This is a genomic window from Lentzea jiangxiensis (genome assembly GCF_900104175.1).
Taxonomy (GTDB): domain Bacteria; phylum Actinomycetota; class Actinomycetes; order Mycobacteriales; family Pseudonocardiaceae; genus Lentzea; species Lentzea jiangxiensis.
Genome location: NZ_FNIX01000004.1, coordinates 362,191 through 378,739 on the forward strand (window position 1 = coordinate 362,191; position 16,549 = coordinate 378,739).

18 protein-coding genes and 1 tRNA gene are annotated in these 16,549 nt (G+C 70.1%); 8 read left to right on the plus strand and 11 right to left on the minus strand.

From position 1 onward, the window contains the following. Genes hpt through dacB form a run of 4 tightly spaced genes read right to left on the minus strand, consistent with a single transcriptional unit; the run spans position 1 to position 4,229 of the window. Positions 1-549 carry a hypoxanthine phosphoribosyltransferase gene (gene hpt, locus BLQ91_RS15715; RefSeq protein ID WP_045317223.1) on the minus strand — a complete coding sequence of 183 codons (549 nt, stop codon included), beginning with the start codon at positions 547-549 and terminating at the stop codon, positions 1-3. 17 nt (positions 550-566) lie between these two features. Continuing rightward, positions 567-1,478 (minus strand): tRNA lysidine(34) synthetase TilS, encoded by a 912-nt coding sequence (tilS, locus tag BLQ91_RS15720; RefSeq protein WP_090097556.1) that lies wholly within the window; start codon positions 1,476-1,478, stop codon positions 567-569. Further along, a complete protein-coding gene (locus tag BLQ91_RS15725; protein WP_090097557.1) occupies positions 1,475-2,518 on the minus strand; it encodes a zinc-dependent metalloprotease in 1,044 nt (347 codons plus the stop codon). The genes tilS and BLQ91_RS15725 overlap by 4 nt, the downstream gene beginning before the upstream one ends. Before the next feature lie 28 nt (positions 2,519-2,546). Continuing rightward, a complete protein-coding gene (dacB, locus tag BLQ91_RS15730; protein WP_176959766.1) occupies positions 2,547-4,229 on the minus strand; it encodes a D-alanyl-D-alanine carboxypeptidase/D-alanyl-D-alanine endopeptidase in 1,683 nt (560 codons plus the stop codon). 499 nt (positions 4,230-4,728) lie between these two features. Between dacB and BLQ91_RS15735 the strand changes: the two genes are divergently transcribed. Continuing rightward, positions 4,729-5,235, plus strand: coding sequence for an inorganic diphosphatase (locus tag BLQ91_RS15735; RefSeq protein ID WP_090097559.1), 507 nt, complete (start codon positions 4,729-4,731; stop codon positions 5,233-5,235). Positions 5,236-5,297: 62 nt separating this feature from the next. On the opposite strand, the gene BLQ91_RS15740 is transcribed toward BLQ91_RS15735, so the two are convergent. Then, the gene (locus BLQ91_RS15740) at positions 5,298-6,932 is read right to left on the minus strand and encodes an MDR family MFS transporter (RefSeq protein WP_090097560.1); all 1,635 of its coding nucleotides are present in this window, start codon (positions 6,930-6,932) and stop codon (positions 5,298-5,300) included. Between the two features lie 2 nt (positions 6,933-6,934). Next, positions 6,935-7,456, minus strand: a complete 522-nt coding sequence (locus BLQ91_RS15745; protein WP_090097561.1) for a MarR family winged helix-turn-helix transcriptional regulator — start codon at positions 7,454-7,456, stop codon at positions 6,935-6,937. Between the two features lie 173 nt (positions 7,457-7,629). On the opposite strand from BLQ91_RS15745, the gene BLQ91_RS15750 reads away from it, so the two are divergent. From BLQ91_RS15750 to BLQ91_RS15760, 3 genes are all read left to right on the plus strand, one after another. Continuing rightward, on the plus strand, positions 7,630-8,082 hold the full coding sequence (locus BLQ91_RS15750; RefSeq protein WP_090097562.1) for a DUF4442 domain-containing protein: 453 nt from the start codon (positions 7,630-7,632) through the stop codon (positions 8,080-8,082). A 99-nt stretch (positions 8,083-8,181) separates the two neighbouring features. Next, on the plus strand, positions 8,182-8,895 hold the full coding sequence (locus BLQ91_RS15755) for an excalibur calcium-binding domain-containing protein (RefSeq protein WP_143022663.1): 714 nt from the start codon (positions 8,182-8,184) through the stop codon (positions 8,893-8,895). Positions 8,896-8,908: 13 nt separating this feature from the next. Then, a complete protein-coding gene (locus BLQ91_RS15760; RefSeq protein WP_090097563.1) occupies positions 8,909-9,871 on the plus strand; it encodes a TIGR03617 family F420-dependent LLM class oxidoreductase in 963 nt (320 codons plus the stop codon). Here the strand turns inward: BLQ91_RS15760 and BLQ91_RS41350 are convergent. Further along, positions 9,853-10,026, minus strand: coding sequence for a hypothetical protein (locus BLQ91_RS41350; RefSeq protein WP_176959767.1), 174 nt, complete (start codon positions 10,024-10,026; stop codon positions 9,853-9,855). The two genes, BLQ91_RS15760 and BLQ91_RS41350, sit on opposite strands and share 19 nt — an antisense overlap. A 144-nt stretch (positions 10,027-10,170) precedes the next feature. Here BLQ91_RS41350 and BLQ91_RS15765 point away from each other — a divergent pair, with 144 nt between their 5' ends. Then, positions 10,171-10,770 (plus strand): ArsR/SmtB family transcription factor, encoded by a 600-nt coding sequence (locus tag BLQ91_RS15765; protein WP_090097564.1) that lies wholly within the window; start codon positions 10,171-10,173, stop codon positions 10,768-10,770. After that, positions 10,767-11,507: an SRPBCC family protein gene (locus BLQ91_RS15770; protein WP_090097565.1), complete on the plus strand. Its 741-nt coding sequence runs from the start codon at positions 10,767-10,769 to the stop codon at positions 11,505-11,507. The genes BLQ91_RS15765 and BLQ91_RS15770 overlap by 4 nt, the downstream gene beginning before the upstream one ends. Here BLQ91_RS15770 and BLQ91_RS15775 read toward each other — a convergent pair. Further along, on the minus strand, positions 11,480-12,292 hold the full coding sequence (locus BLQ91_RS15775) for an endo alpha-1,4 polygalactosaminidase (RefSeq protein WP_176959768.1): 813 nt from the start codon (positions 12,290-12,292) through the stop codon (positions 11,480-11,482). The genes BLQ91_RS15770 and BLQ91_RS15775 overlap by 28 nt on opposite strands. Further along, on the minus strand, positions 12,289-13,863 hold the full coding sequence (locus BLQ91_RS15780) for a DUF885 domain-containing protein (RefSeq protein WP_090097567.1): 1,575 nt from the start codon (positions 13,861-13,863) through the stop codon (positions 12,289-12,291). Before BLQ91_RS15780 ends, BLQ91_RS15775 begins: the two co-directional genes overlap by 4 nt. Positions 13,864-13,927: 64 nt before the next feature. Between BLQ91_RS15780 and BLQ91_RS15785 the strand changes: the two genes are divergently transcribed. After that, the gene (locus BLQ91_RS15785) at positions 13,928-14,587 is read left to right on the plus strand and encodes an HNH endonuclease family protein (protein ID WP_090097568.1); all 660 of its coding nucleotides are present in this window, start codon (positions 13,928-13,930) and stop codon (positions 14,585-14,587) included. Here BLQ91_RS15785 and BLQ91_RS15790 read toward each other — a convergent pair. Both BLQ91_RS15790 and BLQ91_RS15795 read right to left on the minus strand, forming a co-directional pair. Beyond that, complete coding sequence (locus BLQ91_RS15790; RefSeq protein ID WP_090097569.1) at positions 14,571-14,915, minus strand: hypothetical protein; 345 nt, start codon at positions 14,913-14,915, stop codon at positions 14,571-14,573. The genes BLQ91_RS15785 and BLQ91_RS15790 overlap by 17 nt on opposite strands. Before the next feature lie 72 nt (positions 14,916-14,987). Beyond that, a tRNA-Thr gene (locus BLQ91_RS15795) sits at positions 14,988-15,061 on the minus strand. Between the two features lie 107 nt (positions 15,062-15,168). Between BLQ91_RS15795 and BLQ91_RS15800 the strand changes: the two genes are divergently transcribed. After that, on the plus strand, positions 15,169-16,536 hold the full coding sequence (locus BLQ91_RS15800) for a hypothetical protein (protein ID WP_090097570.1): 1,368 nt from the start codon (positions 15,169-15,171) through the stop codon (positions 16,534-16,536). Positions 16,537-16,549: the final 13 nt, after the last annotated feature.

Sequence of the window (16,549 nt, forward strand, 5' to 3'; positions counted from 1 at the left end):
TCAGCTCGAGTAGACCTTCGGGTCCAACGTCCCGATGTACGGCAGATCCCGGTACCGCTCCGCGTAGTCCAGCCCGTACCCGACGACGAACTCGTTCGGGATGTCGAACCCGACGTACTTCACCGGGACCTCGACCTTCACCGCGTCCGGCTTGCGCAGCAGCGTGCACACCTCCAGCGAGCGGGGCTTGCGGGACTGCAGGTTCTTCAACAGCCAGGACAGCGTGAGCCCGGAGTCGATGATGTCTTCCACGATCACCACGTTCCGGTCCGCGATGTCGCGGTCCAGGTCCTTCAGGATCCGCACCACGCCGGAGGACGACGTGGAGGAGCCGTAGGACGAAACGGCCATGAACTCGAGCTGCACCGGAACGGGCAGCGCGCGGGCGAGGTCGGCCATGAACATCACGGCGCCCTTGAGCACGGTGATCAGCACGAGGTCGGAGTCACCTTCTGGGTGATCATCCGCGACCTGCTTGGCGAGTTCGGTGACCTTGTCGCTGATCTCCTGCTCGGTGATGAGCACGGATGCGATGTCGCCGTCGTACACGGACAGGTCCCCTCTGCTTAAGACTGTGGTTCCACAACGAGCCTGCCATGCGCGCGCCGCACGACAAAGCCGCCGGGTAGCCAGACACCGCCCTGACCGCGCCATTCACTCACCAGTGCGTCGACTCGGCGCAGGTGCGAATCGGACAGTTCGGGCACGCCTTCGTCGATGAGCCACGACCTGACCACTCTGCGTCGCAGTGCCGCGGGCAACTCCGTGATGTCGTCAACGGCACAGCAGTCGCCGGCGAAGGCGGCCGCGAGGGAGTCGAGTGCGTCACAGTCCTCGCGCAGCTGGGCCGCCGTGCGCGCCAGCGATGACGCGACGCCGCCCTGCAGCACGGATTCGAGCAACGGCAGCACCTCGGTCCGCAGGCGCACACGCGTGAACGACGGGTCGGCGTTGTGCGGGTCGTCCCACGGTTCGAGGCCCTGCTCCGCGCACGCGGCACGGGTGACCTCCCGCGACACGCCGAGAAGCGGACGTCCCCACGGTGCGTCGAAGGCGCGCATGCCGGCGATCGAGCGCGGGCCGGACCCCCGGCCGAGGCCCAGCAGCACCGTCTCGGCCTGGTCGTCGAGGGTGTGCCCGAGCAGCACCACGCCGGACGACGGCCTCAGGGCCGCGTAGCGGGCGTTGCGGGCCGCCGCCTCGGGTCCGCCGGGACCCGACACCACAACGGGCTCCACGCGCGGCACGAGACCCAGGTCGGCGCACTGCCGGGCCGCCTTCGACGCCACGTCCGCCGACCCCGGCTGGAGCTGGTGGTCGACCACGACGGCCGAGGCGCCGGGCACCAGCCCGGACACGGCGGCGGCCAGCGCGAGCGAGTCGGCGCCGCCCGAGACCGCGACGGTCACCGCCTCCGGTCGCACGGCGCCGAGGAAGCGGCGGACCGCCGTCCGGACCTCGGCGACCGGTCCGTTCACGGTGCCACGCGGCGCAGCCAGCCCATCGGCTCGGCGATCTCCGCCCTGGTCGGCAGGGTGTCGGCGGAGGTCCAGATCGCGTTGAAGCCGTCCATGCCGACGCGTTCGACGACGTATTCGGTGAACCGGGCGCCTTCCTCGTACTGGCGCACCTTCGCCTCGACGCCGAGCACCGTGCGCAGGATCCGGTCGAGCAGGCCGCCGCCCTTGCGCCGCGCGCTGAAGCGGCTGCGGATCGTCGACACCGACGGCACGACGGACGGCCCGACGGCGTCCATCACGTGGTCGGCGTGGCCTTCGAGCAAAGTGGACAGAGCGATCAACCGGTCCAGCACGGCCTTCTGCTGCGGCGACTGGACCAGCTCGATCAGCCCCATCGGACCGTCGCCCTCGCGCAGCTTCTGCCGGAAGTCGCGGATCACGTCGGACAGCGGCGCGCGTTCCTCGTCCATCGAGGACAGCAGCGTGGTGACCTGGTCGGAGAAGTACCGGCGCAGCCACGGCACGCCGGTGAACTGCAGGCGGTGCGTGCACTCGTGCAGGCACACCCACATGCGGAAGTCGTCGTCCGGGACGTCCAGGGCCTGTTGCGCGCCAACGATGTTCGGCGCGACGAGCAGCAGCCGCCCGGCCAGCTGGTCCTGGGGGCTGAACGGGTCGTACTGGCCGAGCACGCGCGAGGACAGGAACGCCATCACGACGCCCGCCTGCACACCGGCCGTCCCGGCGAGGATGCCCGCCATCGGACCCGTCTGGCGCGGCAGGGCGGGACCGGTCAGCGCGGCGAGGCCCTGCGCGGCGGCCGCCACCCACGCCGGGCGGTCCACGACCTCGCCCGGCAGCAGCGGCAGGCCCTGGCCGAGCCCTGTCAGCTCGCGGACGTGCACCTCCGCCTGCGGAGCGAGCTCCCGCAGTCTGCCGACGACGTGCTCGGCCTCCTCCTTGCCGATCACCGGACCTGGTCGCACGAGTCGCACGGCGGTCGAAACCGCCAGGTCCCAGTCCACCGGGCCGAGCTCTGCCTCCGTCGCGCCGTTCACGCTTGCGACGCTACCTGCGCACGGCCCGCTACGAACAGCCACAACCCCGCAACGCAGCGGCCATCACGTCCAGCGCGGGCCGGACCTCGGTCTCCGGGTCGCGGTTGCTCGCGGACATGAACGAGAACACGAGCAGCCGCCCGTCCACGTCGACGACCACGCCGGCGAGCGCGTTCACGCCGGTGAGCGTGCCGGTCTTGGCCCGCACCCAGCCCTTGCCCCGCGCGGCGGTCCCGCCGTAGCGACCGGCGAGGGTGCCGCTGCCGCCCGCGACCGGCAGCGCCGTCAGCAACGGCCGCAGCTTCGCGGTGCGCGGGTCGTCCGGCGCGGGCTTGGCCGCCGCGGTCAGCACGTCGGTGAGCAGCTTGGCCGGGATCTTGTTCGACGCGGACAGCCCGCTGCCGTCCACGAAGCTCGCCCCGGTGAGGTCGAACCCGTTCTTGGTGAGCACGTCCCGCACGGCCTTGACCCCGCCCGCGAACGACGGCTCGTTGCCGGTCTTGATCGCGATCTCGCGGGCGATCGCCTCGGTGAGGACGTTGTCGGAGATCTGCATCATGTTGTCGACGAGCTGCTCGACCGGCGCCGACTTGACCTCGCCGAGCACCGGCGCGCCCTGCGGGGCCGTGCCCGCCGACGCCGCGGGAGCCCCGACGCGCTGGGCGAACGCGTCCGCCGCCGCCTGACCGGGGCTGCCGGTGCGCACGCCGTTGACGTTGGACTGGTCGACCCGGCCGCCGTCGAGCATGAACGGCACGATCGGCGCCACCGAGCCGCCCGCGATGTCCGCCGACTCCCACTGCGGCCCGAGCGCCTCGCCCGCGTACCGGCTCAGGTCGAACTGGACCTTGGTGACCTGGCCCTTCTGCTTCACCTGGTTGACCAGGTCGTCGAGGGTCGCGGCACCGGGGTAGACCGACCTGCCGGGCACGCCGGAGATCGTCGGGTCGCCCCCGCCCACGATCACGACGGTGCCGGGTTCGGCGCCCTGGACGACCTTGGTGGACAGCTGGTCGGTCTTCTCGAGGCTGAGCAGCGCCGCGGCGGCCGTGAGGACCTTGAGGCTGGACGCCGGGGTCGCGGCCGTGGTGTCGCCCTGCTGCCACAGCGCCGCGCCGCTGGCGGGGTCGACGACGCTGCCGGTGAGCGTGCCCAGCGCGCTGTTGCCCGCCGGACCCGCGAGGGCCTGCTTCACGCCGGCCGGGCTCGGTGCCGGTCCGCCCGCCGTGACGGCCTTGACGAGCGGCTGGACGACCGCGGGCGCCGCCGGGGGCTTGGTCTCGACGGCCGTGGCGCCGCCGAACTCGTCGACCGCGTACACGGTGGCGCCGGCCAGGGCCGCCACGACCAGCAGGCTCAGGACGACGACCAGCGGCTTGCGGCTCTTCCGGGGCTCGTCGGTGGCGAGTCGGTCCTCCGGCTCCTCGTCGTAGCCGGTGACGGGCAGTTCCCGGGGCTCCTGGCGCGGGGGCGGCACCGGACGGGGCTGCTCGGAGCGCGCCGACTCCTGCCGCGCGGGCGCCTGGGCCTGGAGCTGGTCGACGCGCTTGGTCTGCACCGGGCGCTGCGGTTCGGGGCGCGGGGACTGCTGGGACTGCTGCTGGGACTGCTGCTGTGGCCGGCGCTGCTGCTCGGTCCTGGCGGCCTGGTCGAACCACGACGGCTCGGAGTTCGGCAGCTGGTCGACGCGCGCCGTCTTGGCGTTCGGCACTGAAAGCTCGGTCGTCCTCTGGTCGCCCTTCGGTTCGACGCGCACCGGGACGGCCCGGGGTTGGCCGCCTTCCGGACCAACCGCCCCGTGAGACTTCCCACCGGCTTTTTCCGCGGAGGGCGTGCCGGAACCGCCCGAACCGGCCGTTGGCACAGCGGAACCACCCGAACCGGACACGGGCCCGTTCGCGGCGACGCGCACCGGCGACGACCGCGGCGGTTCCTGAGTGGACGGTGCCGCGAGGACGGAGGCCAGCGGGAACCGCATCGTCGGCTGGTCGACTGTCGGGCGGCTGACCTGCACCGTCTGCTCGGAACGCCCGGCATCTGAATCGATGTCGTCGTCCTCGGTCGGCCACTGGGGGGCGTCCGGCAAAGCGGCCTCCGTCAGCTCGGTACGGGCAATCTCACACCCACCAACCACCGCTCCGATGAGGGTTGACAAGGCGTCGTGGTCCACACTAGTGGGCATCACGAATGGGCTACATGAGCGAGGACCAGTGGAATTCGACGTCCTGATCGAGATCCCCAAGGGCGTGCGCAACAAGTACGAGGTGGACCACAAGAGTGGCCGCATCCGCCTCGACCGCACGTTGTTCACGTCGACGCAGTACCCCGCCGACTACGGGTTCATCGAGAACACCCTGGGTGAGGACGGCGACCCGTTGGACGCCCTCGTCCTCGTCCAGGAGCCGACGTTCCCCGGCTGCCTGATCGCCGCCCGCGCCATCGGCATGTTCCGCATGACCGACGAGAAGGGCGGCGACGACAAGGTCCTGTGCGTCCCGGCCTACGACCCGCGGCACGAGCACCTGCGCGACATCCACCACCTGGCGGAGTTCGACCGCCTGGAGATCCAGCACTTCTTCGAGGTCTACAAGGACCTCGAGCCCGGCAAGAGCGTCGAGGGCGCCACCTGGGTGGGCCGCACCGAGGCCGAGGCCGAGATCAAGCGCTCCTACCAGCGCCTGAAGGACGCCGAGGCCAGGGGCGAGACGTTCCACTAGGCACACGCGCGAAAGAAGAGGGGCCGCTCGCGAGCGGCCCCTCTTCTTCGTTGCGGTGAGACCTAGACGGCGACGGTCTCGGCGTCGGCCACCCGCTCCAGACCGGACCTGGTCGACAGCGGCTTCTCGCGCAGGAACCACACGAGGACGAACGCCGCGATCATCACGATGCCGCCGGTCAGGAAGACCGTGTCGATCGCGCTGGAGAACCCGTCGAGGAACGGCTTCGCGAGCACCGGGTCCAAGTCCTTGAGGAACTCGGTGTTGTTGATGTCCACACCGGTCCCGCCCTGCAGCGTCTTCGCGAACTCCGGGTTCTGCCGCAGCGCCGCGTTGAACGCGTCGGTCTGCAGCGCGGCCCGGATGCCGGACGCGATCTTGTCGCCGACCGTGCTGAACAGGATCGACAGGAACACCGCGGTGCCGACGGTGCCACCGATCTGGCGGAAGAACGTCGCCGACGCGGTCGCCACGCCCATGTCCCGCGGCTCGGCGTCGTTCTGGATCGCCAGCAGCAGCGTCTGCATGCACTGGCCGAGGCCCGCGCCCATGACGAACATGTAGACCATGACCAGCCAGCTCGGCGTGTCCGTGCCGATGGAGCTGAGCAGGAACAGAGCGGCCGCCATCAGGCCGGCGCCGATGATCGGGAACATCTTGTAGCGCCCGGTCTTCGACGTGACCCTGCCCGCGATCGCGGTGGCCGACATGATGCCGAACGTCATCGGCAGCAGCATCAGCCCGGCCGTGGTGGGCGAGACGCCCTTCACGATCTGCAGGTACAGCGGGATGGAGACCATGCCGCCGAACATGCCGACGCCGAGCACGAAGTTGATCGCGTTGCCGAGCGCGAACGTGTGGTTGCGGAACATCCGCATCGGCAGCAGCGCCTCGTCGCCCGCGCGGAACTCGGCCCACACGAACGCGACCAGGCCGAGCACGCCGATCACGTACATGGCGATCGCGGTGCCGGACGCCCAGCCCCACTCGCGGCCCTGCTCGGCGACGATCAGCAGCGGCACCAGGCCGACGGTCAGCGTCAGCGCGCCCAGCCAGTCGACGCGGTGGTTCACCCGCTGGTGCGGGATGTTCAGCACGCGCGCCACGACGAACAGCGCGAGCAGCGCGATCGGGACGTTCACGAGGAACACCCAGCGCCAGCCGGTGACACCGACGAACGAGTCGAGGCCGGCGAAGACGCCGCCGATGACCGGGCCGAGCACGCTGGCCGAACCGAACACGGCCATGAAGTAGGCGGAGTACTTGCTGCGCTCCCGCGGCGAGATGATGTCCGCCATGATCGCGAAGGCCAGCGACATGAGGCCACCGGCGCCGAGTCCCTGCACCGCGCGGAACGCGGCCAGCTCGTACATCGTCGTCGCGAGGCCCGAGAGCAGCGAGCCGAGCAGGAACAGCGAGATCGCCGCGAGGTACATCGGCTTGCGCCCGTAGATGTCGGACAGCTTGCCGTACAACGGGGTCGTGATGGTCGCGGTGATCAGGTAGGCGGTGGTCGCCCACGCCTGCAGCGTCTGCCCGTGCAGCTGGTCGGCGATGGTCTTCATGGCGCTGGTGACGATCATCTGGTCCAGCGCCGCGAGGAACATGCCCAGCAGCAGGCCGGACAGCACCGTCATGATCTGGCGATGCGTCAGGGAAACCCCTGGCGTGGGTGTCGCATCGGTTGTTGATGACATTTCTAGTCGTTCCCTCCTGCGCGGGTCCCCGTCCCGCGTTCGTTCAAAAGCGACGGAATCGTGCGCTCGTAGTCGTGGACGAAGCGTTCGAACAGGTCCGCGAAGCCCTTGAGGTCCTCGTCGGTCCAGTCCGCGAACATCTGCTGGATCGCCTCGTTGCGCTGCCGGCGTCGCTCGTGGATCAGCTCGCGGCCCGCTTCGGTGACCGCGAGGACGCTGGCCCGGCCGTCCGCCGGGTCGGCACGCCTCTCGACGAGCCCGTCCTTCACCAGTCCGGCCACCTGCCGGCTGATCGTGGACGGGTCGGAGAGCACCGCCTCCGCGAGCGCGCTCGAACGGCACTCCCCGAGCCCGGAGAGGGTCGCGAGGAGCACGAAGGCGGACTTGTCCATGCCCTGCTTGGCCATCTGGTGCGCGACCTGGGCGTGCATCTTGTTCAGCCGCACCATCGCCATGCCGACCCGGTCCGCGAGCTCGTGCTCGGGATCGAAGCCGGGGCTGGGGCACCTGCCCGGATCGACCATCTGACACCTCGTTGCTTGTATCATCCAACTAGTTGCTCGGTACAAGCATCCATCTCGGTCGAGCAGATAGCAAGTGAGTTCCAGGTCTCACTCCACCGCGGAGCGGTACGGGTGCGGAGAGTGTGGTTACCGGCGGGTAGCCACGTGGGTTACCGGTCGGTAGCATCTGTTTCATGAGCCAAGACGTGTCGTTCATCGCCGATGCCATGAAGCAGGCCGTGCCGTACGTGAAGACGACCGGCATCGAGTTCGAAGAGGTCTCGGCGAGCCGTATCGTCGCGTCGCTGCCGGACGAGCCGTCGCTGCACAACCACATCGGCGGGCCGCATGCGGCGATGATGTTCGGCCTCGGCGAGTCCGCCTCGGGCGCCGTCGTGATGGCCGCGTTCGCCGCGCACCTCGGCAAGGCGACGCCGCTCGCCGTCCGCGCCGACATCTCGTACAAGAAGATCGCGATGGGCGTCCTGCGCGCGGAGGCCGTTCTCGGCCGGTCGGCGGAGGACGTCCTGGCCGAGCTGGAGTCCGGCACGCGGCCCGAGTTCCCGGTCACCATCACGATCACCAACGCCGAGGGCGTCGTCACCGGCGAGATGACCGTCGTCTGGACGCTCAAGCCCGCACGCTGAACCGGGCGTATCCGCATTTCGGTTCGGACTACCGGTGAACCGATCCGGACCAAATACGTAACCTTGGCCACACCGCGCCGACCAGGCATTGTGCGGGTCATGTCGGGGTGGAGAACTGCGGGCGGGGTCCTGCTGGCCGTGCTCACCGCGGGATGTGCCGCGCAGGTGCAGCAGTCGAGGCCCGTGGCCGTGGAGGAGCCGGCGCAGGACGCGCCGGTCACCGCGTCGCCGACGACGTCGGTGCCGGTCCCGCCCGCCCAGCCGGCGATCAGCGTGGCGTCGATCGTCGACGGCCGCTCCGTGATGCTCGCCGACGGCTCGAAAGCCGAGGTCAGCGGCCTCGCCCAGCCCGGTCCGTGCTGGGCGGACGCCGCCACGGGCTTCGCCAGGAGCATGCTGCTGAACCAGCAGGTCCGCTACGACCGGGCCACCGGCGCCCTCAGCCTCACCGACGGCACGGACTACGCGTTGCTCGCCCTGGGCAACGGCGCCGGGCGCACCACGGGCACCCCGTCGCCCGCCCAGAAGGAGGCCGAGGCGGCCGCGCAACGCGTCCCGATGGGCCTGTGGGGTCCGCCGTGCGGCGGCAAGGACGCCACCGAGACCCCCGCTCCCCCGCCCCCGCCGCCCGCACCCGCGCCGACCACGACGACGAAGCCGCCGGCACCGCCCAGGCCGAAGCCGGTCTTCTACGCCAACTGCGACGAGGCGCGGCGCGCCGGTGCGGCACCGCTGCACTGGGGCCAGCCCGGTTACCGGATCGAGCTCGACCCGAACCGCAACGGCATCGCCTGCGAGTCCCGGTACCGCTAATAGCCTCTCCGGCATGAAGCTGGACAGCAGTGCCGTCGAGTACACCCCCGCGGACGCCGGGGCCATCGCGAAGCGGGCGGAGGACCAGGGCTACGACGGGTTCTGGCTCGCCGAGACCAAGCACGACCCGTTCCTCGCGCTGTCCGGCGCCGCCGCGGCGACGGAGCGGATCGAGCTGGGCACGGCGATCGCGGTGGCGTTCGCGCGCAACCCGATGACCGTCGCGACCACGGCGAACGACCTGCGGCTGTTGTCGGGCGGCAGGTTCAACCTCGGACTGGGCTCGCAGGTCGAAGCCCACATCACCAAGCGCTTCTCCATGCCGTGGAGCAAACCGGCCGCGCGCATGCGGGAGTTCGTGCTGGCGATCCGCGCGATCTGGCACGCGTGGGAGACCGGCGAGCGGCTGGCGTTCCGCGGCGAGTTCTACCGGCACACGCTCATGACGCCGTTCTTCGACCCAGGCCCGAACCCGCACGGCACGGCGCCGATCTACCTCGCCGGCGTCGGCGAGCTGATGACCGAGGTGGCGGGCGAGGTCGCGGACGGCTTCCTGTGCCACAACTTCACGACCGAGCGGTACCTGCGCGAGGTGACGCTGCCGGCGCTCGGACGAGGTCGCGCGAAGGCCGGGAAGACGCTGGAGGGCTTCGAGATCAGCGGCCCGGTGTTCACCGCGACCAGCGACGAGGAGGTCGCCGGGGTCAAGCGGCAGATCGCGTTCTACGGGTCGACGCCCGCGTACCGGCCGGTGCTGGACCTGCACGGCTGGGGCGCGCTGCACGAGGAGCTGCACCGCATGTCACGGCGGCAGCAGTGGGCGCGGATGAGCGAGCTGATCACGGACGAGGTGCTGTCCGAGTTCTGCGTCCTGGGGACCCCGGAGACCGTCACGGCCGCGCTGCTGGACCGCTACGGCGACGTCGTGACCAGGGTTTCGCCGTCGTCGGGCGCGGTTCAGCGCCCGGAGAAGTGACTCAGCCCGCACCGTGCCAGCTCGGCGTGGAAGGTGTCGAGCCCGGCGCGCACTCTGGCGACGCCGCGCTTGCGGATCCACCTGCGTCTTCCGACGTTCGCGGCGGTCAGGGCGAACGGTAGCGCCAGCAGGGTCAGGAACAGCATCGTGAGCATGTCGTCTCCTCAGGGGTTGCGAACGTGCAACGACCAATCGAGACACCGCTTACGTTACCGGGTCCAAAGCCACCCGGGTGGAGCAAAGTCACCGACAGCAACTCGGTTCTTGACTAATTTTGTTTTCGGTGTGACGCTGGCGGCATGTTCGAAGTGGCGGTGATCGAGGACCCGTCCGCGGCCGAGGTGTCGCTGGACCCCGTGCGGGCGAGACTGCTCGCGGAGCTGGTGGAGCCCGGATCGGCGACGATGCTCGCCGCGAGGGTCGGCCTGCCCAGGCAGAAGGTGAACTACCACCTGCGCACCCTGGAGCAGCACGGCCTGGTGGAGCTCGTCGAGGAACGGCGCAAGGGCAACGTCAACGAGCGCCTGCTGCAGGCGACCGCGGCGTCCTACGTGATCTCCCCGGCCGCGCTCGCGGCCGTGCAGCCCGACCCGGCGCGGTCACCCGACCGGTTGTCCGCGCGGTGGCTGCTGGCCGTCTCGGCGAGGCTGGTGCGCGACGTCGGCACGTTGATCACGGGCGCGACCAGGGCGAAGAAGCGGCTGGCGACGTTCGCGCTTGACGGCGAGGTCCGGTTCGCGAGCGCCGCGGACCGCGCGGCCTTCGCCGAGGAACTGGCCGGCTTCATGGCCCAGCTGGTCGCGAAGTACCACGACGAGCAGACAGAAGGAGGGCGTCCGCACCGAGTCGTCGTCGCCCTGCACCCGAGCGTGAACGCTGCCAAGGAGGACGAGTCGTGACCCGCGAGTTCGAGATCCAGAAGGAAGTCGAGGTCGCCGGAACCCCGGAGCAGGTGTGGGACGCCATCGCGACCGGACCGGGCATCGACTCGTGGTTCATGGGTCCGCACACCGTCGACGGACGGCTGGGCGGCCGCATGTCGCTCGACATGGGCTTCTTCCAGGAGGCCTCGACGATCACCGCCTGGGAGCCGGGCAAGCACCTCGCCCACGAAAGCGCCAAGGGCGAGGACGGCACGTTCCACGCCATGGAGTTCCTGGTCGAGGGCCGCGACCAGGGCACGACCGTCCTGCGGTTCGTGCACAGCGGGATCCTGGCGGACGGCTGGGGCGACGAGTTCGTCGACCAGCAGTCGAAGGGCTGGGACATGTACCTCTTCACGCTGGGCCAGTACGTCGAGCACTTCGCGGGCCGGCCCGGCGCGTACGTCTTCGCGCAGTGGCCGGAGCAGCCGGAGGGCGCCGACAACTGGCCGGTGCTGCTCGACGCGCTCGGCGTCCCGCGCGACGCCGAGGTCGGCGACGAGGTGACGCTGAAGCCGTTCGGCGTCAACGGGGTCGTCGACTACCTCGTCCGCCACGACGCGCACAACTTCCTCGGCGTGCGCGGCCCCGACGGTCTTTATCGCTTCCACGGCACCAACGCCGTCGGCCACCACGTCTTCGGCGACGCCACCGGCGAGGCCGCGAGGTGGCAGGCGTTCCTGGCTCAGATCGTGGGCGGGCAGACCTCGTAGACGTAGTCGTCGTGCCCGTACGGCACCACGTTCCTGTCGCGGCGGATGATCGAGACCCGTCCGCCGCGATCGGCGCACGACTTCCTGAAGCCCTCGTCGGTGTACTCGATCTGGAAGAAGGCGTCGCCGAACGCCTCGGCGTAGGCCCCGCACTCACCGAGGGCCTGGCAGTCCTCGGTGATCGCGAAGTCGAAGCCGATCTCCTGCTTGCCGGCGGTGCCGAGCTCGGCGACGTTCTTCTGCGCCACGGCAAGCCCCTGCTCGTGCGCGTACCGCACGAAGTCCTTCATGAAAGCCTTGGTGGCGTTGAGGTCGAACGCCCCTTCGGAGCGCTGGTAGGAGTCGAGGTTGTCCGGCTCCACGCCCTTGAACATGGCCGTCTTGCAACCCTTGATCCACTTCTTCTGGATCTCCAGGATCCTGCGGCGCTTGTCGTCGGTGGAGATGTCGAGGACGCCCTCCTGCCACTCCGGGTCGATCACCACCTCGCCGTCGGCCTTCTTCACCAGCAGGTCGGCGTGGTGCTGCCGCCACCAGTCGAGGCCGCCCTCCATCTTCTCGGGCTGCGTCTGCAAAGCGTTGAGGTAGCAGATGTTGTAGCGCTTGCCGTCCGCGAACGTGGTGCGGTCGCGCACGACGATCTTGACCGGCACGTCCGGCTGGTAGGTGCCGCCGAGCTGGTAGTCGAGCTGCCCGCCGGCGGGCGGCAGCTCCCTGGGTGGCGGCTCGGGCTCACCCGAGCAGGCGGTGACGAGCAGGACCGCAACGGCCACAACGACTTTCACGCACGACGACCTGCGAGCCACCCGTCGACGACCTCCTCCAGCAACGCGAGCGTCAGCCTGCCCTGGCTGAGCACGACCTCGTGGAAGTCGCGGACGTCCTCGCCCGCGGCTTCTGCTTTCCTGCGCAACTCCTGGAACTTGAGGCGCCCCACCGCGTACGCGAGCGCCTGCCCCGGTTCACCGAGGTAGCGGTCCACCTCGGACTCGATCTGCGCGAGCCCGACGGGGGTGTTCTCGACCAGGTAGCCGACGGCGTGCCGGCGACTCCACCCCAGGGCGTGCAGGCCGGTGTCGACGACGAGCCGACCGGCGCGCATCGCGTCCATGGTAAGCATGCCGAGCCTCGACTCGTCGCTGCCGTACAGGCCCATTTCGTCGGCCAGGCGTTCGCAGTACAGCGCCCAGCCCTCGCCGAACACGCTGATCGGCGCCTTCCGCCGCACGAAGGGAACCCCTTCGAGCAGCGCGGCCTTGGAGTGTTCGAAGTGGTGCCCCGGCACGGCCTCGTGGTACGCCGTGGCCTCGTCCTTGATGCGGAGCCGGCTGCCGGGTTCCTTGGTGTTGACGAAGTAGGTGCCGGGCCTGCTGCCGTCCTCCGCGGCCGGGAAGTAGTGCGGCGGCACGTGCGCGGGCACCGCAGGCGGAGCCTCCCTGATCGCGCACGCCGCAGCGGGTGTGGTGCGGAACCATTGCGGCGCAACGGCTTCCGCCTTCGCGACGGCCCTGCGTGCGGCGTCGAGCACGTCCGCGCCGCTGGTGTGCCGGAACGCGGGATCGGTGCGGATGCGGTCGAACACGTCGTCGCCGTACCGCGCGAACTCCTTATTGAGGTCCTCGACCATCCCGAGGCCGATCGCGTGCAGTTCGCCGGGATCCAGGTCTTCGGTCGTGTGCGCGCGGATCGCCTTGCGGTAGACGTCGCCGCCGTTCGGCAACCAGCACAGCCCGGCACGTTCGGTACCCCGCCCGCACGGCAGCGCCTCTTCCAGCAAGAAGTCCCGGTAGCGCTCGAGGGCCGGCCTGGCGATCTCACCGCCACCGCCGACCACGTCGAAGGCACCGAGGTTGCCGAGATGGCCGTCCAGCAGCTCGACCGCCTGCTCCACCAGGTGCCTCACCGGTGTGAGGCCGTCCGCGAACCCCTGCCGGTGACGTTCGGCCATCGTGTCGAAGAACGCGCCGAGCCCGCGCATCCGCTGCAGGTACCCGGCTCGCCGTTCGGGCGTGTCGACGGGCAGCCTCGGCAGGAAGGCCAGCGTGGAGGGAACGGCGGTGCGGATGTTCGCGCTGATCCCGAACTCGAGCTGCCTGCTCTCGACGGCGTCGGTCTGCGTGCGCACCTCGTGAAGCACGATCCCCAGGGTGAGCCGGTCGGACAACGTCTCCGGGTCGGTGCTGCGCGCCGCCGCGGCGATTTCCCGCAGCCGGCCGAGGTAGATGCGCTCCCCCTCGGTGCTGTGGTCCACCAACAACCCGTCGTCGCGGCCGAAGCCCATGAGGCTCGCGTCGACCGGGTAGCGGTCGAGGATCGCGTCGAAAAGGCGGTCAGCCAACGCGTTGACGTCCGACATCCGTCCCCCAGGAGTTACGCCGTTGAGCGGCCATCACGACCTTTGTAGCGGGTATGCCACCGGCATGCGCTGGTTGCTGCTGATCGTCCTGTTGACCGGCTGTTCCGCGTTGCCCCTGCCGTCGGCCTCCGCCCCGCAGGTCGACAGGGTGCCCGCAGGAACCCTGGACGCCGTGACTGCCCGCACTTCTCTCGCGGCACTGCCGGTGGCCACACCTGGCCGCCTCGACGGCTACGTCCGCGACTGCGACAACGGCAAGGCGTGCGTCTTCGGGCAGCCGTGGTTCGACACCGACGGCGACGGCTGCGACCAGCGGAGCCAGGTGCTGGCCCGCGACCTGACCGGCGTGGAGCGCAAACCGGGCCGCTGCGGCGTCCAGTCCGGCACCCTCGACGACCCGTACACCGGCACGCAGGTCACCGGCACCTCGAAGATCCAGATCGACCACGTGGTGCCGCTGGCCGAGATGTGGCGCAGCGGTGCCGCCAGGTGGGCGCCCGAACAGCGCCTCGCCGCGGCCAACGACCTGCGCAACCTCATGGCGGTGTCGGGAAAGGTCAACCAGTCCAAAGGCGACAAGACGCCCGACGAGTGGATGCCGCCCAACGCCGGGTACGCGTGCTCGTACGGGCGGATCTACGTGACGGTGAAGGCCGCCTACGGCCTCTCGGTCGCGCCGGCTGAGCGTTCCGCCCTGGAGCAGGCACTCACGACGTGCGGTTGAGCTCCTCCTCCGCCGCGACCCGCCGAGCCGTCCACTTCCGGTCGATTTCTTCGGGCCGCTTGTGCCCGCACTCCACGAAGTTGCCATCTTCGTCGGTGACGTCGACGTCGTACGAGCAGTTCTCGACGTAGATCGTCAGGTTCTCGATCCCGTCGGCACGCTCCTCGTCGTTCGCGTGGTACTCGACGTCGAAACCGAGGCTCTCGCCGTTGTTGTCCGTGCGGATGCACAACATGTCACCACGTTCGAGCCAGCGGTCCTCACCCCGGGGCTCCAGCCAGACGACGAGCCACCTCGAAGAACCGTTCCTCACGTGCATCACAGCCATGGCGCCAGCGTAAGCGCCGGACAAAGCAGAAGGGCCAGGTCACCGGAGTGACCTGGCCCTTCCGTCTCACCGAGCCGCCTATCGGAATCGAACCGATGACCTGCTCATTACGAGTGAGCCGCTCTGGCCGACTGAGCTAAGGCGGCGAGACGCGATAACTATAACCGACCCGCAAGCGCGTTACTCACGGGGGCCCTGTTCGTTGTACGGACCGTGATCGACGTCACCACCTCCTAGGTCCGAGGAGAGGTCCATGCGCCGTTCGTTGTCCGTGCCGTTGGCCGGCTTGGTGCTCGCGCTCGCCACGGCGCCCGCCCTCGCCCAGCCTCCGACCACACCGGTGCCGGGACCTCGGGATCCGAACCAGCCGCCGGCGTCCGCGCCGAACGGGCCCCAGCCGCTCGCGCACGCCGTCGGTGACGCGGGAACCGGGCTGAGCGTCGTGCGGCTCGGGCCGCAGGGGGTGCCGACGAGCACGATCCTCCCCGGGTTCGGGGACCAGCTGCCCAGGCAGTCGGTGACGGAGTTCGGGCTGGGGCTGGCGAGCGCGCAGGTCAACACCGAGGCGTTCCTGGCCACCGAGAAGGTCGTGACGCAGGCGAACCCGTTCGGCTTCGCGGTGGCGGGGCGGTCGCCGCAGTCGCCGGGCACGCTCGTGCAGACGGCGATCCCGGACAACCCGCGGCCCACGACCGGAGGGTTGCCGATCCCGGAGACGCCGCTCGGCAGGGTGCGGGTGCTCAACGGCAGCGTGCACGCGCGGTGGGACGAGAAGCTCGGGCCGTGCGTCACCCCGCTGGCCACGGCCAGGACGTCGCTGGCGGGGCTCGAGGTCCTCAGCGCGCTGCCGGCCGAGGTGCCACTTCCCGCGAAGGCGAGCCTGGTGAGCGTCCAGGACACGTTCGAGGCGACCTCGCAGGTCCGGCTGGTCGACCTGCCCGGCAGCGCGACCAAGGCGGTCGAGTCGACGTCGACGATGCGGGCGGTCAGCGTGGAGCTGGCGGGCGGCATCGAGATCGACGTGGTCAGCCCGCCGACGCTCACGGCCACGGCGACCGGGGACGAGAAGACCTCGAAGATCACCTACACGGCACCGGTGCTGAAGGTCAGCCGGAACGGCGAGGACCTCGGCACGCTCGACGCCGCGCACCCCGCGCTCGACGTCCCGCTGCTGCTGGACCTGGTCGTGGTCAAGCTGCGGATCGCGGGCCTCAACGAGAAGAAGGAAAGCTTCTCGGGCAACGGCTTCAGCGGCTTCCAGCTCGGCGCGACGGCCAGGATGCTCGACGTCCAACTCCTGCCGACGGACAAGCTGAAGCTGCCGAACCTGCCCTCGGCGCTCGCGCAGATCTCGCTGGGCGAGCAGATCGTGCGGGCAGCGGCGCCACAGGGCGGCGTGATCTGCGGAACGTCGCAACCACCGCAGACGACCGTGCCCGCGCCACCCGGCGCACCGGCCGCGCCACCCAAGGGAGCACCGCCGCTGGCCTACACGAACGCCGCGTACCAGTCGATCCCGCTGTTCTGGACCGGCACCGGACTCCTGCTGGCCGGCGTCGTCATCTTCGCGGCGCTACCCGCCAGGCGTCGTCCCCGGGCCAAAGCACCCGAGGTCGAGTAGCGACCACCTACGG